Here is a 22,696-nt window from a genome sequence, read left to right as displayed (position 1 = left end):
CTGTATACGTCTCGCGGGTATCCGATTGCCATCACCAACGGAATATCTTCAGCGATACAAGCCGCGCCATCAAATTCACACGCGGCGCCTCACCCGAGCGCCGCCAGTGCGGTTTCGACCTCGGCCGCGGAACCGACCGATGCCGTGGCGATTTCGCGGTTGATGCGCCGGGCCAGCCCTGAAAGCACTTTTCCCGCGCCGACTTCATAGAGCGTGGTGACGCCGTTCGCGCCGAACCACTCCACCGTCTCGCGCCAGCGCACGCGGCCGATCACCTGTTCGAACAGACGGCGCGCAATGATTTCGGGATCGCTGGTCGGAGTGACCGTGACATTGGAGACGAGCGGCACGACAGGCGCGTTCTTGGTTACCCCGGCCAGCGCCTCGCGCATGATCTCGGCGGCGGGCGCCATCAGCGCCGAATGGAAGGGCGCGGAGACCTGCAGCATCAGCGCTCGCTTGGCGCCTTTTTCCGTGCACAGTTTGGCAGCCAGTTCGACCGCTGCCTTGGCGCCGGAAATCACCAGCTGGCCACCGCCATTGTCGTTGGCGATCTGGCAGACCGATCCTTTGGCAGCCTCGGCGCAGGCGGCTTCGACATCGGCCTGCTCCAGTCCGATGATCGCCGCCATGGCGCCTTCGCCGGCGGGCACCGCCGCTTGCATGGCATTGCCGCGGATGCGCAGCAGCCTGGCGGCATCGGCAACCGAGACGAAGCCGGCGGCGGCAAGCGCCGAATATTCGCCCAGCGAATGGCCAGCGACGTAGGTAATCTTGTCCTTCAGCGAGAAGCCGCGCGCTTCCAAGGCCCTGATCGCGGCCAGCGATACGGCCATCAGCGCCGGCTGCGCGTTGGCGGTGAGCGTCAGCGTCTCTTCCGGCCCTTCCCAGATCAGCTTCGACAGGTTTTCGCCGAGCGCGTCGTCGACTTCGCTAAAAACCCTACGCGCCTCGGGGAAGGCATCGGCGAGGTCCTTGCCCATGCCGACAGCCTGGCTGCCTTGTCCCGGAAAGGTGAATGCAACGGCCATGTGTGGGCTCCCAAAGCTCGGTTCTGCTTGCCTGATACACGAATTTTCCTGCCTGTGACGCAACGCGGCCTGCCAAGTCAAGCCCGGTTCGACCCGGCCCCTTGGCAGCTTTGCCGGCCGAGTGCCTGTTCCAAAAGGCTTTTTGGCGATCACTCCTGATGAAAACCGCTCACGAATCGTTTGCTGGCTCTTCTTATTTCCGCCACAGGCGCTAGCTTTGCGTGACAATTCCATGACAATCGAGTGACGGGTCTGTCGCTGGGTGGGGAAGTTAAAGTGGCTAGGATTTCGAAAGGCGCAGGCAAAGCCGCGCCACAGTTTCTGGAAGACGATCCTTCCACCGGCTACCTGCCGGGACGGAAGTGGCCGACCATACGCTATGGGCTGACCAGCCTGCTGATCGCGGCCGTCCTGGTGTTCGCCATCGAATTGATCGTGCGCGGCGACTTCGCCGGCACGGTTTCCTTCTTCCTGCAGCCGCTCAAGCCGGGCTGGACCACGATCGTGGTGTTCGCACTGGTTCTGGTCGGCCTCGATGCCGTTTTCGGCCGCAGCTATCAAAGCCTGATGATCGTCGCGCCGCTGACGCTCTCGCTGGCTTTCATCGGTCACCAGAAATCGCATTATCTCGGCGATCCCCTCTACCCGACCGATTTCCTCTACTCCCGCCAGATCGTGGCGCTGCTGCCGCTTCTGGTGCGTGACCGTCCGATGACTGCCCTTGCCATGATTGTCGGCATCGTCGCCGGCCTGTCGCTGCTCATCTATGGCTGGCGGGTCTGGCGTCGAAAAGTGCCCATACTCAGCCGCAAGGGCCGTCTCGCCCGGCTGACGCTGGCCGTGCCGCTGCTCGCCTTCTTCGTCTCGATCATGGACTATGCCACCTTCTCCTGGACCCGGGACCGGCTGCAGATCATCCCGATTATGTGGGACCAGAAGGAAAATTACGCCTCCAACGGCTTTGCGCTCGCCTTCGCGCTGAACGTGCCGATGGCGCATGTCTCGGCGCCGCCAGGCTATTCGGAAAAGGCGATCGCGGCCATCGACAGGCCGCAGGTGACCGCCTCGGTGCCCCAGGAAAAGCCCGACATCATCGTCGTCATGAGCGAATCCTTCTGGGATCCGACCAAGCTGCCCGGGGTCACCATCACGCCCGATCCGATCCCCAACGTGCGGGCGCTGCGTTCGGGCTCCATGTTCTCACCCGAATTCGGCGGCATGACCGCCAATATCGAGTTCGAGGCACTGACCGGCTTCTCCAACGCCTTCCTGCCGGCCGGCAGCATCCCCTACCAGCAATATGTGCGCACGCCGACGCCGTCGCTGGCGACCTTCCTGAAGAGGGAGGGCTACAGGGCGCGCGCCATCCATCCGGGCACCAACTGGTTCTGGAACCGCGGCGCGGTCTATGCCGATTTCGGCTTCGACGACTTCAGATCGGAAGAGACGTTGCCGCCGATGCAAAAGCGCGGGCCGCTGGCATCCGACGCGGCGATGACGGACGAGATCATCAGCGAGGCCGATGCCAGCGATGCCCCGGTGTTCTTCTTTGCCGTCAGCCTGCAGAACCACGGCCCTTACGAGCCGAACCGCTACTACAACCCGACCCACACCGTGCAGGCGCCGATCAGCCAATGGGCGCGTGAATCGCTGCTGAGTTACACCGAGGGCTCGGCCGACGCGGACCGCGGTCTCGAACGCCTGATCGAATGGGCAAAGAAACGCTCTCGCCCCACCGTCATCGCCTTCTTCGGCGACCATCTGCCGCCGCTTGGGCCGGTCTATGTAGAGACCGGGTTCATGAAGGACAATGTCGCGCCGCGCAAGGAGGCTTCCGCCGAGGCGGCGCTGGAGCATCATCAGACGCCACTGGTCATCTGGTCGAACCGCACAGGCCCTGCCAAGGACATGGGCGCCGTCAGCCCCGCCTTCCTGCCCTATCACATCCTGAAAACGGCCGGCATCACCCACCCCTACTATACCGGCTTCCTGGGCGAGATGCGCGAACGCTACCGCGTGGTCGACCGCAATCTGCTGCTGACGCCGGCGGGAGAAGCCACGCCCGATTGGGCGCGGCAAAAGCAGATCGACCCGGCGATCCGCGACTTCCGGCTGCTGCAATACGACATGATGTTCGGCAAACGCCACGCGGCGCCCGACTTCTTCCCCGAAACGGTGGACAAGGTCGTCGCCCATATGAGCTGAAATTCGCGGCATCCTTCCAGGATGCCGCCCAGCGGGGTCGAGCGTTCAATTCGTCAGTTGCAATTTCGAGAATTTGTTGGCGATCTGCTGGAACACGTTCGGCAATTTGTTTGGATCGTTGACGGCGTAGTAGTCGCTGGGATCCGAGGCGCAGGCGCTGTAAAGCGTGCGGTTGGCGGCGGTATCGGATTGCAGCACCATCGTGTAGATTTCGGCGCCCTGCTTCTTCAACTGCGTGCAGACGCTTTTGGTCCATCCGTCGACATTGCGCGCGGCGGTGGTCTGATTGTCCGATCCAAGCCGACCGGCAGCGCCATAGGTTGAGCCCGCGAGAAAACCATAGGACGTATAGTCTGACTTGGTCGTCTCGTTGCTGGCGCCGTAGACGACATTCTCGCCGTCGGTGAGCAACATGACGATCTTGCTCACCCCAGGCGTCTTCCAAGGCGTACCCTCGGCGTATGGCGCACCCGGCGACAACACCCGCTGGCCCCAGGCCAGGCCCTCGGAAACATTGGTGCCGGACCCCGCCCATGCAAGCATCTTGGCGGCCTCGTTGCGAAGTTTTGTAAAGTCTTCGGTCAAGGGGACGATTGGCGAGGGACAGGACCGGTTTGGCCCCACCGTCAATTGCAAGGCGTTTGGATCGTTTGTGACCGCGGTGGCAATGGCGGTGTTCTGCGGCGCCACATATTTGGCGACTGTTTCAAGATCACCCCGCAAAAGCCCGGCAGCACTTCCAAGCAAGCCGCTCAGGTCTATTCCGAGAATATTCAGTCCGCCATTCCGAGCAAGTTTGGCCTCATCAGGGGCGTCGTCGATAAAGGAATTGTTGTAGTGATAGGCATCGTTTGAATAGCCGCTGGAAGGTCTCGTCCCCTTTCCCGGACTGTCCGGCGCGAAATAAGGCACGAACAGAGTGTCAGGGTAACGTGGATCAGGCGGCGTATCGGCGATATTAAGGACACCAGGCCGCGCCTCGACGCAGCCTTTCCAACCCGTATCCTCCCCCTTGCCGTCCTTCCACCCCGTCAATTTGGCGGCAGAGGCCGGATCTTTCATCAACTGCCTGAACAGCGCCATATGATTGGGACGCTTGTCGTTGATGACGGGGAAATTGATTCCATTGGTGGATGACTTGCCGTCCATGTCGATCCAGGACGGGTCGAACCCGTCGCCGTTGACATTGACAGCCGTGACGAAGGGTACCAGCGCCACGCGGACCTTGCGCGTCGGTGATTGCGCCGCTTCCAGATATTTGAGCAGATTGTCCGTCGCTGTCTTGAGGGCAGCAATTTTGGCGCCGGCCATCGAGCCGGTGTTGTCCAGAACCAGCACGACTTCGAGCTGGTTGTTCGATTCGACCGTCGAGGCATCGACCACGATGTGCCTGCTCTCACCGAGCAGGAAGGCGAAGTTCAAATCGACGTCAGCCGAGGCGACGGCCTTCGTCTTGACGAAGTTGACGCCCCTGTCGACCGTCAACGTGGCCCGCGCATTTGTGAGTTCGCCATGTCCGGCTACGTTGGCCTGGAAATAGCGGTTGAAGGCGTCGGTGCGGGTGATGTCCAGATCGCCGAGATGCGAGGAGGCGAGATTTGCCGCGTCGAGCGCATTCTGCAGGTTGCTCTTGGCCCGCATGATGGTGGAGACATCGGCTGCGAAGGCCACCGCCGACAGGATGGCCGGCAAGCCGATCCCGAGCAAAAGCGCGAAGTTGCCGCTTTTCGAGCGCCAGAATTTCTTGAGAAGCATCCTTACCCCCGGAAATGCCTAGCCCGTTGCTGACAGCGGGATGCCGCTTTTTGCGCCAGACATGATGAATCGGCGGTTGATGCCGGGGCCGCAACCCCATACAACCTGTCATGGTGGTTAAGGCCTGGTTTCCGGGAACCACGGAGTCCTATCGCCGCACATGCCGGTTTTCCGGCCCTGCGACATCCGGGATTGCCGCCTGCTCTTGCCTTCCACGTGGATTGCTATATAGACGCCGCCAATCTGCCGGTCCCAGCTGGGGGCTGAACGGAGGGCCGGAGGTTTTCGAAAACCTTCGCGTGAAGCCAGAAGCGCTTCCGCCTCCCGTGTCTCCGCTCTCGACCGTCTCGTCATGCTCCTTTCTTCCCCGCTCCTGGCGGGTCAGAGAAGTTGCAGAGGCTTTTGCCGCCGGGAACCGGGAGAGAAACGAAGAAAGGCGAAAAGACATAATGGCTCTTTACGAACATGTGTTTCTTGCCCGGCAGGACCTCTCGCAGCAGCAGGTCGATGCGCTTGTCGAACAGTACAAGGGCGTCATCTCCGCCAATGGCGGGTCCGTCGGCCGGGTCGAGAACTGGGGACTGAAGTCCCTCACCTACCGGGTCAACAAGAACCGGAAGGCATACTACACGCTGATGGATCTTGACTGCCCGCCGGCAGCGCTCAACGAAATGGAGCGCCAGATGGGCCTGTCCGAGGACGTGCTGCGTTTCCTGACCATCAAGGTCGATGCGCATGAGGAAGGTCCCTCCGCCATGATGCAGAAGCGCGAAGAGCGCTCGGAACGCGGCGGCTTCGGCGACCGCGACCGCGGCGACCGTGGTCCGCGCTCGTTCGGCGACCGTGATCGCGGCGATCGTCCGCCACGCAGCTTCGGCGGCGACGCTGGTGGCGATCGTGGTCCGCGCCGTCCGCGCGAAGGCTTTGAAGGGGGTGCAGAATAATGGTCGACATTAACCAGATCCCGACCCGGCGCCCGTTCCATCGCCGCCGCAAGACCTGCCCGTTCTCGGGCGCCAACGCGCCCAAGATCGATTACAAGGACGTGCGCCTCCTGCAGCGCTACATTTCCGAGCGCGGCAAGATCGTGCCGTCGCGCATCACCGCCGTCAGCCAGAAGAAGCAGCGCGAGCTCGCCAAGGCGATCAAGCGCGCCCGCTTCCTCGGCCTGCTGCCCTACGTGGTTCGCTAATCCTTGGCGCGGGCGGCTCCGCCGCCCGCTTCTCTTCCACGGCGACGGGCGCCGCTGGGTTGCGCATCAAATCCCGAGTTGAGGCCAAAAGCCTCTAACTGCCGCGACAGGCAGGACAGCGACACCGGCGGCAACGCCCTTTTGCTTCCTGACCTGTTCCAAAGAATTTCGCACCGATCCCGTGATTGGCGCCCTAACCAAAAGGAACAAAACCATGGAAGTCATTCTTCTCGAACGCGTTTCCCGCCTCGGCCAAATGGGCGACACCGTCAAGGTCAAGGACGGCTTTGCCCGCAATTTCCTGTTGCCGCAGGGCAAGGCGCTGCGCGCCAACGAAGCCAACAAGAAGAAGTTCGAAGGCCAGCGCGCGCAGCTCGAAGCCCGCAACCTCGAGCGGAAGTCCGAAGCCTCGCAGGTCGCCGAACAGCTCGACGGCAAGAGCTTCATCGCCGTTCGCTCGGCCGGCGAGACCGGCCAGCTCTACGGCTCGGTGTCGACGCGCGATATCGCCGACCTGCTGACGGCAGAGGGCTTTTCGGTCAACCGCAACCAGATCCAGCTCAACCAGCCGATCAAGACCATCGGCGTGACCAATGTGGCGATCGCGCTGCATCCGGAAGTCGAGGTCACGATCACGCTCAACATCGCCCGCACGGCCGACGAAGCCGAGCGGCAGGCCAAGGGCGAGACGCTGACCACCGCCGAGGCCATCTATGGCGAGGACATCAACGACAATGCCCGGCCGGAGAACTTCTTCGACCCGAACGCCGAGTTCGAGGGCGGCGAAGAGAACGCCTGACATCGGCGCGGCGCGCCTGCCGGCGCGCCGCATTCGGCTTCGGCCAATCAGCTCCGATCAGACTGGCAGCTCCGATCAGACTGGCAGTTCAAGCCAGACTGGACCAATGCCCGGGTTCACCACCTGGGCATTTTTGTGCCAAAAGGAACTTTTCGAAACCCTATATATTGATGCAGAGTAGGACAGCCTGTCTGACCGAGAGGGGACATTTGGGTCATGAATATTCTGTTGAAACGCGTTCTGGACCGCCTGGTGCGCACAGGCAATCTCAAGGTGACCGGCCCACAGGGCACGACATTCGTGTTCGGTGACGGCAGCGGCGAGCCGGTGCACCTGCACATCAAAACCAGGCACGCCGAGCGCGCCATTACTTTCGATCCGATGCTGGCCGTGCCGGAAGCCTACATGGATGGCGAACTCGACATCCTCGAGGGCGGCGTCCTTGGCCTGATGCGCATCGCTTTCCAGAACATGGGCAGCGGCGGCATCGACGCGACGTGGTCGAAAGCCATCGAAGGCCTGCGCCACGCTTTCCGCCGCCTGCAGCAGATCAACACCGCGTCGCGTTCGCGCCGCAACGTGCAGCGCCACTATGATCTGTCGGGTGACCTTTACCGGCTCTTCCTCGATGAGGACATGCAGTATTCCTGCGCCTATTTCGAGCAGCCGGACATGACGCTGGACGAGGCGCAGGCAGCCAAGAAGCGCCACATCGCCGCCAAGCTCAGGCTGAAGGCCGGGCAGACGGTGCTCGACATCGGCTCCGGCTGGGGCGGGCTAGGCCTCTACCTTGCCAAGGCCTTCGACGTCGACGTACAGGGCGTGACACTGTCGACCGAGCAGCACGGCGTCGCCACCGACCGGGCGCATGCCCAGGGCCTGGAAAACCACGTTCACTTCGAGCTGAAGGATTACCGCGAACTCAACGAACGCTTCGACCGCATCGTTTCGGTCGGCATGTTCGAACATGTCGGGGTCAATCACTACCGCACTTTCTTCGACAAGAGCGCGACGTTGCTGAAGCCTGATGGCGTCATGCTCCTGCACACGATCGGCCGCTCCGGCGTGCCGTGGGCGACCAGCGCCTTCATCCGCAAATACATCTTCCCGGGCGGCTACATTCCCGCGCTTTCCGAAGTCATGCCGGCGATCGAGAAGTCAGGCCTCGTCGTCACGGACATCGAAATCCTGCGGCTCCATTATGCCGACACGTTGAAGCATTGGGGCCAGCGCTTCGCCGCCAACCGCGACAAGGCCAAGGCGATCTATGACGAACGCTTCTGCCGCATGTGGGAATTCTATCTGGCAGCCTCGGAAGCCGCCTTCCGCTGGCAGGATCTGGTCATCTTCCAGATCCAGCTTGCCAGGAAGAACGACACCCTGCCGATGGCGCGCGACTATATGGTCAAATGTGAAAAGGCGCTCGAAATGCGCGACATGGGCCATCGCGAAGCGGCTCCGGTCGAAGAGGCCGCCAAGCCCGCCCGGCGCCGCAAGGTGGCGGAATAGGAACAGACCGCTTTGCCGCATTGGCGCTTGCCATTCCCGGCTCGTGCCCTGAAAAAGGCCTCGTGATCGTCGCGAGGCCTTTTTCATGACCTACCTCCTCTATGCAGCCGCGGCGCTCGCCGAGATCGCTGGCTGTTTTTCGGTGTGGGCGTGGTGGCGGCTGGAGAAATCGCCGCTGTGGCTGCTGCCAGGTTTCGTTTCGCTCGTTCTCTTCGCCTGGCTTCTGGCCCTGGTCGACACCAGCGCGGCCGGCCGCGCCTATGCCGCCTATGGCGGCATCTACATCGCGGCGTCGCTGGCTTGGCTTTGGTTGGTGGAAAGCGTGCGTCCCGACCGGTGGGACCTTGCGGGGGCGACGCTCTGCATAGTGGGCGCCTCTGTCATCCTGCTCGCACCACGAGGGGCATGAGCCGTGGAACTGCCTGCCCCGCTTCGACAGGCTGTCGATCGTGCCCTCGAAAATGTGCCGCTACCGGTGCTCAGGCAGGCGGCGAAAACCCTGTCGGACCGTTACCGCGCCGAGATGCGCGACGGTCGCCTGCATATGGCGCAGGATATGGCGGTCAAGGCTTATCTGGCGACGCGGCTGCCGGCGACCTATGCCGCCGTCCGCGCCAGTCTCGACGCGGTGAACGAAGCGCAGCCGGAATTCGCGCCGGAAACCCTGCTCGATGTCGGCGCCGGCCCGGGCACGGTGCTTTGGGCGACGGCGGACCTGTGGCCCGGTCTTCAACAGGCGGTTTTGCTGGAAGCCAGTGCTGCGGTGCGCAAGGTCGGCGAGGCGCTTGCCGCCGATGCGATCGCTGCCCGGATCGCCTGGCAGGCCGGCGACGTGACCATCGACCTTGACGGTTTGCAGCCGGCGGACCTGGTCACCTGCGCCTATGTGCTGGACGAGATCGCACCGGCATCCCTGCCCAAAATGGTCGATCGGCTGTGGCAGCTCACGACAGACACGCTGCTGATCGTGGAGCCGGGCACGCCGGCGGGCTGGCAGCGTGTTCTCGCGGTTCGCCGGCAACTGATAGAAGCGGGCGCGCATGTGCTGGCACCTTGCCCGCACGAAGCCCCCTGCCCGCTCATCGCGCCCGACTGGTGCCACTTTTCGCGGCGCGTCGCCCGCTCGCGCCTGCACCGGCTGGCCAAGGACGCCGAAGTGCCATGGGAGGACGAGAAGTTCATCTATGTCGCGGCTTCGAGGCAGCCGGCGCCAGTCCGCGCGGCGCGGGTGATCGCGCCACCGAAAACCGGCTCGGGCAAGGCGGCGCTCAAGCTTTGCCGGCCGGACGGCAGTGCCGGAGAGACGCTTTTCAGCAAGCGTGACGGTGAACTGTTCAAGGCGGCACGGCGGTCGGACTGGGGCGATGTGCTCGATACAGCGTAGGGATTCGGGTGACGATCGTTCTTGCTTTGTTCCAAACCGTCGCGTAGAATCAGCACCTTGTCGAGTCAATCGGAATCAGGGCACGGGAATACTGTCCTGTGGACGGTTTTTTGTTTCTGTGAACAGTGGGCATCAAATCTGCTTGGGTGATAACTGTTGCAGATAAGTCAGCACTCAATTTTCCGATTCTGATATCGAGAGACCGGGATCGAAATCGGGGACATCATGGCAGAGGCAGCGCGGAAATTCGGCGTGGCGGAGCAACCGCTCTATCGCGAGGCGCCGAACAACATCGAGGCGGAACAGGCGCTGCTCGGCGCGATCCTGGTCAACAACGATGCCTTCTATCGCGTCTCCGACTTCCTGAAGGCCAGCCACTTTTACGAACCCCTGCATCGCAAGATCTTCGAGATCGCGGCAGAGCTCATTCGCATGGGCAAGGTGGCAACGCCGATCACGCTGAAGACCTTCCTGCCGGCCGACGAGAAGGTCGGCGACATGACGGTAGCACAATATGTCGTGCGCCTGGCGGTCGAAGCCGTCACGGTCGTCAACGCCGCAGATTACGGTCGCGCCATCTATGACCTTGCGACGCGTCGCGCCCTGATCACCGTCGGCGAGGACATGGTCAACATCGCCTATGACGCGCCGGTCGACATGTCGCCGTCCGAGCAGATCGAGGATGCCGAACGGCGCCTGTTCGAGCTGGCCGAAACCGGACGCTATGACGGCGGCTTCGAGAGCTTCACCGACGCGGTCAAGACCGCGGTCGACATGGCCAACGCCGCCTACATGCGCGACGGCCACCTGTCGGGGCTGGCCACCGGCATGCGCGACCTCGACCGCCGCATGGGCGGCCTGCAATCGTCCGATCTGATCGTCCTTGCCGGCCGTCCGGGCATGGGCAAGACGTCGCTCGCCACCAACATCGCTTTCAACGTCGCCGAGGCCTATGTGCCGGCGCAGCAGGCCGACGGGTCGTTCAAGGCGGCGAATGGCGGTGTCGTCGGCTTCTTCTCGCTCGAAATGTCGTCGGAACAGCTCGCGACCCGTATCATCTCCGAACAGACGGAAATCTCCTCCTCGAAGATCCGCCGCGGCGAGATTACCGAAATGGACTTCGAAAAGCTGGTCGCCTGTTCGCAGACCATGCAGAAGATTCCGCTGTTCATCGACCAGACCGGCGGCATCTCGATCGCCCAGCTCTCGGCCCGCGCCCGGCGCCTGAAGCGCCAGCGCGGCCTCGACCTCATCGTCATCGACTATATCCAGCTGATGCAGGGCTCCAGCGCCAGGGCCTCGCAGAACCGCGTGCAGGAAATCACCGAGATCACCACCGGCCTCAAGGCACTGGCCAAGGAGCTCGCGGTGCCGATCATCGCGCTGTCGCAGCTCTCGCGACAGGTTGAAAGCCGCGACGACAAGCGCCCGCAGCTCTCGGACTTGCGCGAATCCGGCTCGATCGAGCAGGACGCCGACGTCGTGATCTTCGTCTACCGCGAGGAATACTACCTCAAGAACCGCGAGCCGAAGCTCGGCACCGACGAGTACATCAAGTGGGAAAACGAGATGAACGAGATGCGCGGCAAGGCCGAGGTGATCGTGGCCAAGCAGCGTCACGGACCAACGGGCACGGTCACGCTAGCCTTCCACGGCGAATTTACCCGCTTCTCGGATCTGGCGGAGGAACATCATATCGCGGAAAGGTTTGAGTAGCTTTTTTGACTCACCGTCACGCTCCGTCAAACCCCCTCTGTCCCGCCCACCTATCCAGCATCGGCGATCCCGAAGCAGGCCTCGCTAATGGCTAAATCCCGCGTCCAGTTCATCTGCCAGAACTGCGGATCGGTGCATCAGCGCTGGGCCGGAAAATGCGACGCCTGCGGCGAATGGAACACGCTGGTCGAGGAAGGTACGTCCGGCGGCATCGGTTCCGGGCCGGCCAATACGCGCAACGCACGCAAGGGCCGCGCGGTGGTGCTGACCACGCTTTCCGGCGATATCGAGGACGCGCCGCGCATCGTGTCGGGCATCGGTGAGCTCGACCGCGCCACGGGCGGCGGCTTCGTGCGCGGCTCGGCGCTGCTGGTCGGCGGCGATCCCGGTATCGGCAAGTCGACGCTGCTCACCCAGGCTGCTGCTGCCCTTGCCTCGAGGGGCCACCGCATCGTCTATGTCTCGGGTGAGGAGGCGGTCGCCCAGATCAGGCTGCGCGCGCAGCGCCTCGGCGTTGCTTCCTCGCCGGTCGAGCTCGCGGCCGAGACCAATGTCGAGGATATTCTTGCCACGATCGCCGATGGCAAGCGGCCGGACCTGGTGATTCTTGATTCCATCCAGACGCTGTGGACCGACCTCGCCGATTCGGCGCCCGGCACCGTTACCCAGGTGCGTGCCGCCGCCCAGGCGATGATCCGCTATGCTAAATCCACAGGCGCTGCGATCGTGCTTGTCGGCCATGTCACCAAGGAAGGCCAGATCGCCGGCCCGCGCGTCGTCGAGCACATGGTCGACGCCGTGCTCTATTTCGAGGGCGAAGGCGGCCATCACTACCGTATCCTGCGCACCGTCAAGAACCGTTTCGGGCCGACCGACGAGATCGGCGTCTTCGAAATGTCGGACAAGGGGCTGCGCGAGGTTGCCAATCCGTCCGAGCTGTTCCTCGGTGAGCGCCACGCGAAATCGCCGGGAGCGGCGGTTTTCGCCGGCATGGAAGGCACAAGGCCGGTGCTGGTCGAAATCCAGGCGCTGGTCGCGCCCTCCTCGCTCGGCACGCCGCGCCGCGCCGTCGTTGGCTGGGACGGCGCCCGGCTGTCGATGATCCTGGCGGTGCTCGAGGCGCATTGCTGCGTGCGCTTCGGCCAACAGGACGTCTATCTGAACGTAGCCGGCGGCTACCGCATTTCCGAGCCCGCGGCCGATGTGGCGGTGGCGGCCGCACTGGTTTCCTCGCTCACCGGTCTTGCCCTTCCCGCCGATTGCGTCTATTTCGGCGAAATCAGCCTTTCTGGCGCCGTGAGGCCGGTTGCGCATGCGCAGCAGCGTCTCAAGGAGGCCGAAAAGCTGGGTTTCGCAAGCGCGGTTCTGCCCTTGGGCAGCGAGGAACTTGCCGGAGGAATCGGGGCCGGCGCTTTCCAGCCCACCGAGCTCGCCGACCTCGTGGCGCGCATAGCCGGCTCACGGCGCAGCCGCGCCAACGACGAAGAATGACGGGCTCACCTGGTGGTGAGCGACAGGGAGTGGGGCGACAAAGATGCCGATAACGCTGCTTGACGGAATTCTCGTCGGCTTCACCCTGGTCTCGGCGATGCTCGCCATGGTTCGCGGCTTTTCACGCGAGGTCCTGTCCATCGTGTCCTGGGCGGCGGCAGCCGCGGCGGCGTTCTTTTTCTACAAGCCCGTGCTGCCCTACCTGAAACCCTACATCGACAATGAAAAGATCGCCATGGCGGCCTCCGCCGGCGTCGTCTTCATCATCGCTTTGATCGTCGTCAGCGTCATCACCATGAAGCTCGCCGACTGGATCATCGATTCCCGCATCGGCGCGCTCGACCGCACGCTCGGCTTCCTCTATGGCGCCGCCCGCGGCATTCTGGTGGTTGCCGTGGCCCTGCTGTTCTTCAATTGGCTGGCCGGCGCCAAGGCACCGGCCTGGGTCACGGAGGCCAAGTCGCGGCCGCTGCTGGAACAGATCGGCGCCAAGCTTGAAAGCCTGCTGCCCGAGGATCCGGAAAACGCCATCCTCAAGAAGCTCAATCCGAATCAGCCGGCCGCCGAAACGCCCGCCGCACCGGACGCACCGGCCACGGATGCCCCGGCGGGAGGGGACGATGCCAATGCGCCGGCTCCTGACGATAGCGATGCCGGAACGCCTCCCGCTGACAACGCACCGGCCAATCCGGCCCCGGCGGCGCCGGCGAATTGATGAGTGATCGGGCGCCGCAGAACAGGCGCCCGAGACTGGCGGTGATCGTGAACCATCGCCGGGCGCGTTGCTTTTACGGCGCTGTCGCCTTATATGGCGATTTTAGCGGAGCTTGAGCCCCATGGCAGACGCAGACCACGTGCTTTCCGCGGAAGCTGACGATCACTTCCACGACGAATGCGGCGTGTTCGGCATTTTCGGCCGGCAGGACGCGGCGGCCATCGTCACGCTCGGCCTGCACGCGCTGCAGCATCGCGGCCAGGAAGCGGCCGGCATCGTCTCCTACGACGGCACCCAGTTTCATGTCGAACGCCATGTCGGCCTGATCGGCGACACCTTCACCAAGCAACGCGTCATCGACAGCCTGCAAGGCAATCGCGCCATCGGCCACACGCGCTACGCCACGACCGGCGGCGCCGGCATGCGCAACATCCAGCCCTTCTTCGCCGAACTGGCCGATGGCGGTTTTGCCGTGGCCCATAACGGCAATCTGACCAACGCCATGACCGTGCAGCGCGCGCTGCAGAAGCAAGGCGCGATCTTCTCCTCGACCTCCGACACCGAGACGCTTCTGCACCTCGTCGCCACCAGCAAGGAGCGCGATCTCAACTCGCGCTTCATCGATGCGGTGCGCCAGGTCGAGGGCGCCTTTTCGCTGGTGGCGATGACGGCCAAGAAGATGATCGGTTGCCGTGACCCGCTCGGCATCCGCCCGCTGGTACTGGGTGACCTCGACGGTGCCTGGATCCTGGCCTCCGAAACCTGCGCGCTGGACATCATCGGCGCGCGTTTCGTGCGCGACCTGAAGCCAGGCGAGATGGTCGTCGTTACCTCCAAGGGCATCGAGAGCCTGTTCCCGTTCGAGCCGCAGAAGACCCGCTTCTGCATTTTCGAATATGTCTATTTCGCACGCCCGGACTCTTCGGTCGAAGGCCGCAACGTCTACGAGGTGCGCAAGCGCATCGGCGCGGAACTCGCGCAGGAAAATCCCGTCGAGGCCGACATCGTCGTGCCGGTGCCGGATTCCGGCACGCCGGCGGCAATCGGCTTTTCGCAAGCCGCGGGCATCCCCTTCGAGCTCGGCATCATCCGCAACCACTATGTCGGCCGCACCTTCATCCAGCCCGGCGATTCGATCCGCCACATGGGCGTCAAGCTGAAGCACAACGCCAACCGCCGCATGATCGAGGGCAAGCGCGTCGTGCTGGTCGACGATTCCATCGTGCGCGGCACCACCAGCCAGAAGATCGTGCAGATGGTGCGAGACGCCGGCGCCAAGGAAGTGCATATGCGCATCGCATCGCCGCCGACCAGGGCCTCCTGCTTCTACGGCGTCGACACGCCGGAAAAATCGAAGCTTTTGGCATCACGCATGTCGATCGAGGAGATGGCCGAATTCATCCGCGTCGATTCGCTCGGCTTCCTGTCGATCGACGGACTCTATCGCGCCGTCGGCGAGGCCAACCGCGACAACGAGCAGCCGCAATTCTGCGACGCCTGCTTCACCGGCCAGTATCCGACCCGCCTGCTCGATTTCGAAGGCCACGACAATGTGCGCACGCTGTCGCTGCTGGCGACGAGCGGCGCATAGGATTGCCGCACTGCAAGTTGCCATAGCCATATTTCCGGAATCTATCGCATGACCTTCGACCTTTCCGGCCGCGTTGCGGTCGTCACCGGCGCCTCGCGCGGCATCGGTTACTTCATCGCCAGGGAACTGGCTGCCGCCGGCGCCCACGTCATTGCCGTGGCGCGCACCGTGGGCGGGCTGGAAGAACTCGACGACCAGATCAAGGCCGAGCGCGCCAAAACCGGCAAGGGCGAAGCGACGCTGGTGCCCCTCGACCTTGCCGACATGGCCGGCATCGACCGCCTGGGCGGCGCCATCCATGAGCGCTGGGGCAAGCTCGACATTCTCGTCGCCAATGCGGGCGTGCTCGGCGTGATCTCGCCGATCGGCCATGTCGAGGCCAAAACCTTCGAGAAGGTGATGACCATCAACGTCACCTCGACCTGGCGGCTGATCCGCTCGGTCGACCCGCTGCTGCGGCTCTCCGACGCCGGCCGGGCCATCATCCTGTCGTCCAATGCCGCACATTCGGCGCGCGCCTTCTGGGCGCCCTACGCGGCTTCCAAGGCGGCGGTCGAGACGATGATGCGCTCCTGGGCGCATGAGACACAGAGCCTGCCGTTGCGCGTCAATGCCGCCGATCCGGGGGCCACCCGCACCGCGATGCGCGCGCAGGCCGTGCCCGGCGAGGACCCGGAAACGCTGCCGCATCCCTCCGAGATCGCCAAACGCATCGTGCCGCTGGCAAGCCCCGATCTGAAAGAGACAGGATTGATCTTCCAGGCCAAGCACAACCGTTTCGTCGCCTACCGACAGCCGGAATAGCCGCATCTTTTTTATCGGAAGAATTCGGCTCCGGGCGGCGTTCCTCGAATGTACATTCGAAGCTCAAACCCGGAGGACCGACATGCGCAGACTTATTCTCATCGCCGCCACCGCCATTGCCTCAGCCTTGGCCGCCGGCACAGCCTTGTCACAAGATGCCAAGATGAGCTTCTTCGTCACCAGCGTCGGCTCGGGCAAAGGGGCAGACCTCGGCGGCCTGAAGGGCGCCGACGCGCATTGCGCCTCGCTGGCGGAAGCAGCCGGCGTCACCGGCAAGACCTGGGCCGCATATCTGTCGACCAGCACCGAGGATGCGCGCGACCGCATCGGCAAGGGACCGTGGGTGAATGCCAAGGGCGTAAAGATAGCCGACGACGTGGCCTCGCTGCACGGCGATGCCAACGGCATCACCAAGCAGACGGCGCTCACCGAGAAAGGCGAGATGGTGAACGGCCGCGGCGACACGCCGAACCGCCACGATATGCTGACCGGCTCGAAACCCGACGGCACCAGGATCGCCGACCAGACCTGCGGTGACTGGACGATGAGCGGCACGGAAGGGGCAGCCATGATGGGCCATCACGACCGCACCGGGCTCGACGATTCAGCTGCCGCCAAATCCTGGAACTCTTCGCATGCTTCGCGCGGCGGCTGCGGCCAGGAGGCGCTGAAAGGCACCGGCGGCGATGGCCTGTTCTATTGTTTCGCAACGAATTGACCAGACCTCGCCCGCCCCGCCACATCACGCGGCTGTGATGTGGCGGCGGAAAGCTGAGTCGCGGTCATGCTTTCGTCATTTCCGCAGAGTTGATAGGATCGCATAGATTCCCACAACAAGCCCGGCTGGGCAGAGCAAGGAAATTCCCATGGCTTCGAGCGTAGCGTTGGTCTGGTACCTGGTAATCGCCGGCCCGCAAGGCGGCATGGTCGTGTTGCCCAGCACGTTCGACAAGCGCGAACAATGCACCGCCGCCATCACCGAATACCAGAAGCAGCCGACCCCGACCGGCTGGTCGCTGCAATGCGTGCCGAGCGCGTCACCCTTCACCGATGAGGGCGACGCGGAGGAACCGGCAGCGCAGTAAGGCGCGATGCGGCGTCAGCGCCGTGCGCTGACCGTCAGCTCCGGCTTCTGGTTGATGGTCTGGAACACCACGCAGTAGCGTTCGGTCAGCTTCAGCAAGGAATCGATGCGCTCCTGCGGCTCATCGGTGTCGAGACTGAAATTCAGCCTGATGGCGCGAAAACCGACCGGCGCATCCTTGGCAACGCCAAGCGTGCCGCGAAAATCAAGGTCGCCTTCGGCCTCGACCGTGGCGGCGCCGAGCTTGAATTCGAGCGCCGTCGCCACCGCCTTGAGCGTCACGCCGGCGCAGGCCACAAGTGCCTCCAGCAGCATGTCGCCCGAGCAAAGCTCGAGCCCCGAGCCGCCGGTTGCGGGATGCAGACCGGCAATCGCGAGAGCCCTGCCCGTCTCGACCTTGCAGGCGATCGACTGGTCATCGAGACTGCCTCTGGCCCTGAGCGTGATGAGCGCGCGCGAAGCATCATCGCGATAGGTCTCTTTCAGCGGCGCCTGCATGGCCTTCAGTGCGGTGGCGTCCATTTCGCTGCCCCTTTCGACGATCGTTTCTGGCGCTGGCATGCGTCAACCCACCGAGATTTGACCCGATCACACCGGAAAGCAAACATAATCATCGCGTTGGGACACAGGCGCGCAATCACTATCCCAAATGGACATTGACGGACGAGGTCTCAAAGACCGTCTGAGCCGTGCGAGTGCCGTCGTCCCATTTTTTGGTGACCGACTCGGGTCAACAAGGGCTGGCGATGGGCAGTCGGGTGTGCCAACGGTTTCTCCTGATAGGAATTTTTTCTTGCCAGGGTGAAGGCAGCTATGGTACATTTCTGGTTATGGTGCTGAGTTGCGCCACGGACCCGCCGTACAGGCGGTTTTTTTCATTCAATGCTCTCTCAATAGCGCGTCGAGAAGGCTTGCACGGAACCCGCTGACCCGGATTCGTTGCTTGATGGCGGGCGATCCGTCTTCAGCCGGACAAGCCTTTCCTTTGACTTCGATCGCATCGGCTATAGCTATGCGACAAGCGTTCTCGCGGAGGCGTCATGCCGTTCAAGTTGAAACTGATCTCTCTCATCCTGCTGATGCTTGCTGCCTTCGCACAGCCTGTCCTGGCTGAAACGCCGGAGAGGCCGGCGCCGACCGGCGGTGTGCTGTCGCTGCTGCCGCCGCCGCAGGTCACCAGCCATTCGATCACGGTTGCCGGACGCAAGCTGGACTATCAGGCCAAGACCGGCACGCTGGCGCTGCTTTCAGGCAAGGCCGACGTCACGGCGGAGATCTTTTATGTCGCCTATACGCTGCGGCCACCGGCCGACGCGGCAAAAACGGCACCACGCCCCATTACCTTCGTCTTCAATGGCGGCCCCGGGGCGGCTTCCGCCTATCTGCATCTCGGTGCGCTCGGTCCGCGCATCATCACGACCGGAGCCGATGGCGAATTCCTGCCGCCACCGCAAAAGATCGTCGACAATCCAGACAGCTGGCTCGACATGACCGACCTCGTCTTTGTCGATCCGGTCGGCACCGGCTACAGCCGCGAGGCTCCCGGGCAGAACACCCACGATTTCTGGGGCGTCAACCAGGACGCCAGCTCGATCGGCGCCTTCATCCGGCTCTATCTGGCGCAGAACGGCCGCAGCGGCTCGCCGCTTTTCCTTGCCGGGGAAAGCTATGGCGGGTTTCGCGCGGCACTGCTGGCCAGGACTTTGCAGGAAGATGTCGGCCTTAGCCCGAGCGGCATCGTGCTGATCTCGCCGGCGCTGGAATTCATGCTGGTGCAACCCGACGAATTCGAGCCGCTGCACTGGGCTCTCGAACTCCCCTCGCTGGCGTCGGTGCGGCTCAGTGCCGACGGCGTTACCGGCGAGGCGCTGCGGGCGCAGTTGGCCGCGGTCGAGCGCTATGCGCTTGGCGACTACCTCACGGCGCTGGCCAGCGGGCTGGAGCAAGGCGGGCGGCTGGCGAGCCAGCGGGTGGCCGAGATCACCGGCCTGCCCCTCGACCTCGTGCAGCGGAATTTCGCGCGTATACCGACCAGCCTTTTCGCGAGGGAGTTTGCCCGCTCGAAAAGCAAGGTGCTCAGCCCCTATGACGCCATGATCGGCACGGCCGACATCGCTCCTGAAAGCGCTCGCACCGCCGGACCCGATCCTGTGCTCGACCGCAGCGTTCCAGCATTGACCTCGGCTTTTGTCGGCTATGCCCGCGACGAATTGAACTACCGCACCGATGTCAGCTACCGGCTGCTCAATGGCGAGATCAGCCGCAATTGGGACTACGGCACATCGCGGCAGGGCTATGCCGGCGTGATGAACGATCTGCAGCGGGCGCGCTCGCTCAATCCCGCGCTCGGCGTCGTCATCGTCAACGGCTACACCGACCTCGTCACGCCCTATCTGGCATCTCGCTATCTGGTGAACCAGGTACCGACGCTCGCCGGTGCAAAGCCCATCCGCGTCGATGTGCTGGACGGAGGACACATGATGTATTTCAGGCCGGACGGAAGGCGGGCGCTCAAGGCAGCGGCGGCGGAGCTTTACCAAGCGACGCAGTAAGCGTCGCTTGGAAACACCGGAGTGACGGGCAGTCCGCGATACGCTGGCGGGACAGTTCGCTCCTCTGTCCTCCAGGCAAAGGAGCCGCGAAGGACATCGCAGTTCATCTTGGCCGCCGGCTGCCTTCAACCGGCCTGCGGCGCCGAAGCGATCTCACACCCGTGGCTGTGACTTCACATGGGCAATGTAGCCGCGCACGTCGCTGGCCGGGTCTGCATAGGCCTTGCCGAGCTTCTTCTCCATCGCGGCCATGTAGTCGCTGGCCCATTCGGGCAGGGCATAGTCGATGACGGCGAGAAATTCGAGTGTCGCCGCCAGGCGGATATCGGCGATAGACGGGTTCTTGCCTCCAATGAAGGGCTTGCCGTCCCTGAAGAAGGAGTGGAACACCTCCAGCGGTTCGGAGATGGCGGCGATCGCCGCCTTCTGGGCCTCGGCCTTCCTGTCGGGATGAGCGTCGCTGTGGCCGACCTCTCCGGCATATTGCGGGAAACCGAGCGCCGGATAGGTGGCGCGCGCCACATAGGGATAGAGCGTACCGATCAGGTAGAACATGGCGCTGTCGATCATCGCCCGCTTGGCAGGCGCCTTGGGGTAGAATTTCTCCAGCCCGTGCTTGTTGGCGAGATACTGCATGATGGCGCAGCTTTCCCAAAGCACCCCTCGCGGCAGGCCCTTGTCCTCGATCATCGGGGTCAGATGGGCCGGGTTGCGCGCCATGAATTCGGGCGAACGCGTGCTGCCCCAGGCGTCGGCCTCGGCATGGTCCAGCCCGGCGGCGCGGGCAAACACCCGAACCGTCATGTTGTTGACGCTGGGCTTCAGCATGCTGATCATCAGGGCGGGGTTCTTCGCCGATTTCCCCTTGGTCCTGGACGCGGTTTTGCCGGCGGTTGCTGCTTTTGACGTCGCCTTGGCCGAAGGCTTTGCCGATATTTTTGGTGCCGGCTTGGCTGAAGCTTTTGCTGCTGGTTTTGCCATAGCCTTTGGTGTGCCCTTGGCCGCCGGCTTCCTCGCACCCTTCGTCGCTGTCTTTGCCATGTGTTCCTCCCTTTGCTTGTTCAAAAATCAATATGGATTGCGCGGCGTCCTGTCGGCCGACAATGTCGCGCGCGAGCGCTCGACCAGCGCCTGGATGGCGTCGGCCAGATGCGCCTCGGCGATGTTGTAGTCGCCACGCGCGACGCGGAGCTTGTGCGCTTCCATCAGCACGTCGGCATGGCTAAAGCCGGCCGGCGGCTCGAAACGGTAGGAAGCAAGTTCGATCAGCAGGCCAAGCGGATCCTCGAAATAGATCGAATCCATGAAACCGCGGTCCTTGACGCCACTGTGCTTGATGGCGCGCTCGTCAAGCCGGGCGACCGCCTGCAGGAAGGTCACGCGCGACACGGCAAAGGCGATGTGGTGGACGCAGCCGGTATCGGTCGGGGTGCGGCGCTTTGCCGGCGTGCGGGTCTCGTCGGTAAAGATGGTGATCAGCCGCCCGTCGCCCGGATCGAAATAGAGATGGCTTTCGGCTGCCTTGTCGAGGTTGGGTTGCTCGAAAATGAAAGGCATGCCCAGCACGCCTTCCCAGAAATCGATCGATGTCTGGCGACCGGCGCCGACCAGCGTGATGTGATGGACGCCTTGCGATTGCAGTTTCTGCATTGCGTTCTCCCCCTGATGTCGGCGTTTCGATATCCGTAAGTGCCGGCTGTCAGGCCCACCGCGCATGATGCGAATGGCGTCTCTTATGCGAGCGCTGGCTTCCTGATCCGCACCGTTCCCTTGGCTCGCCGAACCTTACGCGCCGGCTTTGTGAGACGATGCTAAACCAATCAGTCGCGCCGCGCCAGAAGCCGCATCGGGATCGGCCCTGCCCCAACGCAAGCACGGCGCTGGAGCAGCGCCATGCAAGGTTTCGCCCCTATAGCTGGCGGGAGCGGAGCCGACAGGGGCCGGAGCCGTTTTCACACAAGGCCGCTTGTCGCATGGCCGATGTCGCCATTCTCGAAACACGCGAAAGGGTTCTCGCCGGTATCCTCCTGACCGGCGCCGCCTATTTGCTTTTTTCGACGCAGGACGCTTCGATCAAGCTGCTGGTAGCCGGCATGAGTGTCTGGCAGATCCTGTTCTTCCGCAGCATCACCATACTGACCGCCTGCGCGGCGATCGGCGGACGGCATCTCTATGCGGAGACGGCGCGGTCGCCGATCGTGTGGCCGATGCTGTTGCGCAGCGTCTTCACCCTGGCGGCGTGGCTTTGTTATTACAATGCCGCGCGCAGCCTGCAGCTCGCCGAACTGACCACCGTCTATTACGCGGCCCCGATCATCGTCATCGTGCTTTCGGTGGTGATGCTTGGCGAAAAAGTGCCCATGCTGCGCTGGCTGGCGGTGGCGATCGGCTTCGCCGGCGTCTTTGTCGCCTGCGACCCTGCCCATCTCGGCCTGTCCGTGCCGGTGCTGCTGGTGCTGGCCGCCGCTTTCCTGTGGGGCGTCGCCATCGTGCTGTTGCGCAAGACAGCACTTGCCGAGCGCTCGATGATCCAGCTCATGCTCAACAATTTCTATTTCCTGATATTCTCGGCGGTGCCCGCGCTGGTTTGGTGGCAGACGCCCGGCTGGAGCGAGCTGCTTCTGCTTGCCAGCGTCGGCGCGCTCGGCGGCTTGGCGCAGTATCTTCTCTTCGAAGGCATGAAACGGACGCCGGCCTCGATCATCGCGCCGCTGGAATACACTTCGCTGTTGTGGGCCTTCGCGCTCGGCTTCGCCATCTGGGGCGACGTGCCGCGTCGCGAAGTGTTTTTCGGCGCTGCTCTCATCATCACCGCAGGGCTGCTGATCGTCGGCGGCGAGCATTTCCGCAAACGGCTGTGACGGGCCA

The 22,696-nt window shown here is 63.4% G+C and carries 21 protein-coding genes; 16 read left to right on the top strand and 5 right to left on the bottom strand.

Going from position 1 to position 22,696, the window contains the following annotated elements; genetic code table 11:
• Positions 1-89 precede the first annotated feature (89 nt).
• Positions 90-1,031: an ACP S-malonyltransferase gene (gene fabD / locus FJ867_RS25280; protein WP_140517846.1), complete on the bottom strand. Its 942-nt coding sequence runs from the start codon at positions 1,029-1,031 to the stop codon at positions 90-92.
• Between the two features lie 276 nt (positions 1,032-1,307).
• On the opposite strand from fabD, the gene FJ867_RS25275 reads away from it, so the two are divergent.
• Positions 1,308-3,236: an LTA synthase family protein gene (locus FJ867_RS25275; RefSeq protein ID WP_224646406.1), complete on the top strand. Its 1,929-nt coding sequence runs from the start codon at positions 1,308-1,310 to the stop codon at positions 3,234-3,236.
• Between the two features lie 45 nt (positions 3,237-3,281).
• Here the strand turns inward: FJ867_RS25275 and FJ867_RS25270 are convergent, their stop codons facing one another.
• The gene (locus FJ867_RS25270; protein WP_140624555.1) at positions 3,282-4,991 is read right to left on the bottom strand and encodes a pilus assembly protein; all 1,710 of its coding nucleotides are present in this window, start codon (positions 4,989-4,991) and stop codon (positions 3,282-3,284) included.
• A gap of 449 nt (positions 4,992-5,440) precedes the next feature.
• On the opposite strand from FJ867_RS25270, the gene rpsF reads away from it, so the two are divergent.
• The 13 genes from rpsF (at position 5,441) to FJ867_RS25205 (ending at position 17,277) form a co-directional block, all read left to right on the top strand.
• Positions 5,441-5,935: a 30S ribosomal protein S6 gene (gene rpsF, locus FJ867_RS25265; RefSeq protein ID WP_140494463.1), complete on the top strand. Its 495-nt coding sequence runs from the start codon at positions 5,441-5,443 to the stop codon at positions 5,933-5,935.
• On the top strand, positions 5,935-6,183 hold the full coding sequence (gene rpsR / locus FJ867_RS25260; RefSeq protein ID WP_006203718.1) for a 30S ribosomal protein S18: 249 nt from the start codon (positions 5,935-5,937) through the stop codon (positions 6,181-6,183). The genes rpsF and rpsR overlap by 1 nt, the downstream gene beginning before the upstream one ends.
• 214 nt (positions 6,184-6,397) lie before the next feature.
• On the top strand, positions 6,398-6,982 hold the full coding sequence (rplI, locus tag FJ867_RS25255) for a 50S ribosomal protein L9 (RefSeq protein ID WP_140494465.1): 585 nt from the start codon (positions 6,398-6,400) through the stop codon (positions 6,980-6,982).
• 216 nt (positions 6,983-7,198) lie between these two features.
• Positions 7,199-8,491 (top strand): cyclopropane-fatty-acyl-phospholipid synthase family protein, encoded by a 1,293-nt coding sequence (locus FJ867_RS25250; RefSeq protein ID WP_140517844.1) that lies wholly within the window; start codon positions 7,199-7,201, stop codon positions 8,489-8,491.
• Positions 8,492-8,576: 85 nt separating this feature from the next.
• A complete protein-coding gene (locus tag FJ867_RS25245) occupies positions 8,577-8,900 on the top strand; it encodes a YnfA family protein (protein WP_140624554.1) in 324 nt (107 codons plus the stop codon).
• Positions 8,901-8,903: 3 nt separating this feature from the next.
• The gene (locus FJ867_RS25240) at positions 8,904-9,875 is read left to right on the top strand and encodes a small ribosomal subunit Rsm22 family protein (RefSeq protein WP_140624553.1); all 972 of its coding nucleotides are present in this window, start codon (positions 8,904-8,906) and stop codon (positions 9,873-9,875) included.
• Positions 9,876-10,100: 225 nt separating this feature from the next.
• Positions 10,101-11,591, top strand: a complete 1,491-nt coding sequence (locus FJ867_RS25235) for a replicative DNA helicase (protein ID WP_140494474.1) — start codon at positions 10,101-10,103, stop codon at positions 11,589-11,591.
• A gap of 87 nt (positions 11,592-11,678) precedes the next feature.
• The gene (gene radA / locus FJ867_RS25230) at positions 11,679-13,082 is read left to right on the top strand and encodes a DNA repair protein RadA (RefSeq protein ID WP_140624552.1); all 1,404 of its coding nucleotides are present in this window, start codon (positions 11,679-11,681) and stop codon (positions 13,080-13,082) included.
• Positions 13,083-13,125: 43 nt separating this feature from the next.
• The gene (locus tag FJ867_RS25225) at positions 13,126-13,797 is read left to right on the top strand and encodes a CvpA family protein (RefSeq protein WP_140494478.1); all 672 of its coding nucleotides are present in this window, start codon (positions 13,126-13,128) and stop codon (positions 13,795-13,797) included.
• A 121-nt stretch (positions 13,798-13,918) separates the two neighbouring features.
• Complete coding sequence (gene purF / locus FJ867_RS25220; RefSeq protein ID WP_140555758.1) at positions 13,919-15,388, top strand: amidophosphoribosyltransferase; 1,470 nt, start codon at positions 13,919-13,921, stop codon at positions 15,386-15,388.
• Between the two features lie 48 nt (positions 15,389-15,436).
• A complete protein-coding gene (locus FJ867_RS25215; RefSeq protein WP_140494482.1) occupies positions 15,437-16,192 on the top strand; it encodes an SDR family NAD(P)-dependent oxidoreductase in 756 nt (251 codons plus the stop codon).
• A gap of 82 nt (positions 16,193-16,274) precedes the next feature.
• Positions 16,275-16,910, top strand: a complete 636-nt coding sequence (locus FJ867_RS25210) for a hypothetical protein (RefSeq protein WP_140555762.1) — start codon at positions 16,275-16,277, stop codon at positions 16,908-16,910.
• A 148-nt stretch (positions 16,911-17,058) separates the two neighbouring features.
• Positions 17,059-17,277, top strand: coding sequence for a hypothetical protein (locus FJ867_RS25205; protein ID WP_140633408.1), 219 nt, complete (start codon positions 17,059-17,061; stop codon positions 17,275-17,277).
• A 14-nt stretch (positions 17,278-17,291) separates the two neighbouring features.
• Here FJ867_RS25205 and FJ867_RS25200 read toward each other — a convergent pair whose 3' ends face one another.
• Positions 17,292-17,798 (bottom strand): OsmC family protein, encoded by a 507-nt coding sequence (locus FJ867_RS25200; RefSeq protein ID WP_140494488.1) that lies wholly within the window; start codon positions 17,796-17,798, stop codon positions 17,292-17,294.
• Between the two features lie 518 nt (positions 17,799-18,316).
• Here FJ867_RS25200 and FJ867_RS25195 point away from each other — a divergent pair.
• Entirely contained in the window at positions 18,317-19,828 is a 1,512-nt protein-coding gene (locus FJ867_RS25195) for a peptidase S10 (protein ID WP_140818878.1), read from the top strand.
• A 153-nt stretch (positions 19,829-19,981) separates the two neighbouring features.
• Here FJ867_RS25195 and FJ867_RS25190 read toward each other — a convergent pair whose 3' ends face one another.
• Together FJ867_RS25190 and FJ867_RS25185 are read right to left on the bottom strand one after the other, a co-directional pair.
• Entirely contained in the window at positions 19,982-20,869 is an 888-nt protein-coding gene (locus FJ867_RS25190) for a glutathione S-transferase family protein (protein ID WP_140818876.1), read from the bottom strand.
• A 27-nt stretch (positions 20,870-20,896) separates the two neighbouring features.
• Positions 20,897-21,478, bottom strand: coding sequence for a VOC family protein (locus tag FJ867_RS25185; RefSeq protein ID WP_140818874.1), 582 nt, complete (start codon positions 21,476-21,478; stop codon positions 20,897-20,899).
• 323 nt (positions 21,479-21,801) lie between these two features.
• Between FJ867_RS25185 and FJ867_RS25180 the strand changes: the two genes are divergently transcribed.
• A complete protein-coding gene (locus tag FJ867_RS25180; protein ID WP_140520663.1) occupies positions 21,802-22,689 on the top strand; it encodes a DMT family transporter in 888 nt (295 codons plus the stop codon).
• Positions 22,690-22,696: the final 7 nt, after the last annotated feature.

The organism is Mesorhizobium sp. B2-5-3 (genome assembly GCF_006441005.1).
GTDB lineage: Bacteria > Pseudomonadota > Alphaproteobacteria > Rhizobiales > Rhizobiaceae > Mesorhizobium.
Note: the sequence above shows the minus strand (reverse complement) of the source record. Positions and strands in the feature narration are given on the sequence as shown.

What these genes read in the sequence shown, in the direction of transcription:
- FJ867_RS25190 (WP_140818876.1), bottom strand. Translation starts at nt 20,869, where the DNA reads ATGGCAAAGACAGCGACGAAGGGTGCGAGGAAGCCGGCGGCCAAGGGC.
- rpsF (WP_140494463.1), top strand. Translation starts at nt 5,441, where the DNA reads ATGGCTCTTTACGAACATGTGTTTCTTGCCCGGCAGGACCTCTCGCAG.
- fabD (WP_140517846.1), bottom strand. Translation starts at nt 1,031, where the DNA reads ATGGCCGTTGCATTCACCTTTCCGGGACAAGGCAGCCAGGCTGTCGGC.
- FJ867_RS25205 (WP_140633408.1), top strand. Translation starts at nt 17,059, where the DNA reads ATGGCTTCGAGCGTAGCGTTGGTCTGGTACCTGGTAATCGCCGGCCCG.
- FJ867_RS25245 (WP_140624554.1), top strand. Translation starts at nt 8,577, where the DNA reads ATGACCTACCTCCTCTATGCAGCCGCGGCGCTCGCCGAGATCGCTGGC.
- FJ867_RS25180 (WP_140520663.1), top strand. Translation starts at nt 21,802, where the DNA reads ATGGCCGATGTCGCCATTCTCGAAACACGCGAAAGGGTTCTCGCCGGT.
- FJ867_RS25215 (WP_140494482.1), top strand. Translation starts at nt 15,437, where the DNA reads ATGACCTTCGACCTTTCCGGCCGCGTTGCGGTCGTCACCGGCGCCTCG.
- FJ867_RS25195 (WP_140818878.1), top strand. Translation starts at nt 18,317, where the DNA reads ATGCCGTTCAAGTTGAAACTGATCTCTCTCATCCTGCTGATGCTTGCT.
- FJ867_RS25185 (WP_140818874.1), bottom strand. Translation starts at nt 21,478, where the DNA reads ATGCAGAAACTGCAATCGCAAGGCGTCCATCACATCACGCTGGTCGGC.
- FJ867_RS25235 (WP_140494474.1), top strand. Translation starts at nt 10,101, where the DNA reads ATGGCAGAGGCAGCGCGGAAATTCGGCGTGGCGGAGCAACCGCTCTAT.
- FJ867_RS25225 (WP_140494478.1), top strand. Translation starts at nt 13,126, where the DNA reads ATGCCGATAACGCTGCTTGACGGAATTCTCGTCGGCTTCACCCTGGTC.
- FJ867_RS25250 (WP_140517844.1), top strand. Translation starts at nt 7,199, where the DNA reads ATGAATATTCTGTTGAAACGCGTTCTGGACCGCCTGGTGCGCACAGGC.
- FJ867_RS25200 (WP_140494488.1), bottom strand. Translation starts at nt 17,798, where the DNA reads ATGGACGCCACCGCACTGAAGGCCATGCAGGCGCCGCTGAAAGAGACC.
- FJ867_RS25210 (WP_140555762.1), top strand. Translation starts at nt 16,275, where the DNA reads ATGCGCAGACTTATTCTCATCGCCGCCACCGCCATTGCCTCAGCCTTG.
- FJ867_RS25270 (WP_140624555.1), bottom strand. Translation starts at nt 4,991, where the DNA reads ATGCTTCTCAAGAAATTCTGGCGCTCGAAAAGCGGCAACTTCGCGCTT.
- rpsR (WP_006203718.1), top strand. Translation starts at nt 5,935, where the DNA reads ATGGTCGACATTAACCAGATCCCGACCCGGCGCCCGTTCCATCGCCGC.
- purF (WP_140555758.1), top strand. Translation starts at nt 13,919, where the DNA reads ATGGCAGACGCAGACCACGTGCTTTCCGCGGAAGCTGACGATCACTTC.
- radA (WP_140624552.1), top strand. Translation starts at nt 11,679, where the DNA reads ATGGCTAAATCCCGCGTCCAGTTCATCTGCCAGAACTGCGGATCGGTG.
- rplI (WP_140494465.1), top strand. Translation starts at nt 6,398, where the DNA reads ATGGAAGTCATTCTTCTCGAACGCGTTTCCCGCCTCGGCCAAATGGGC.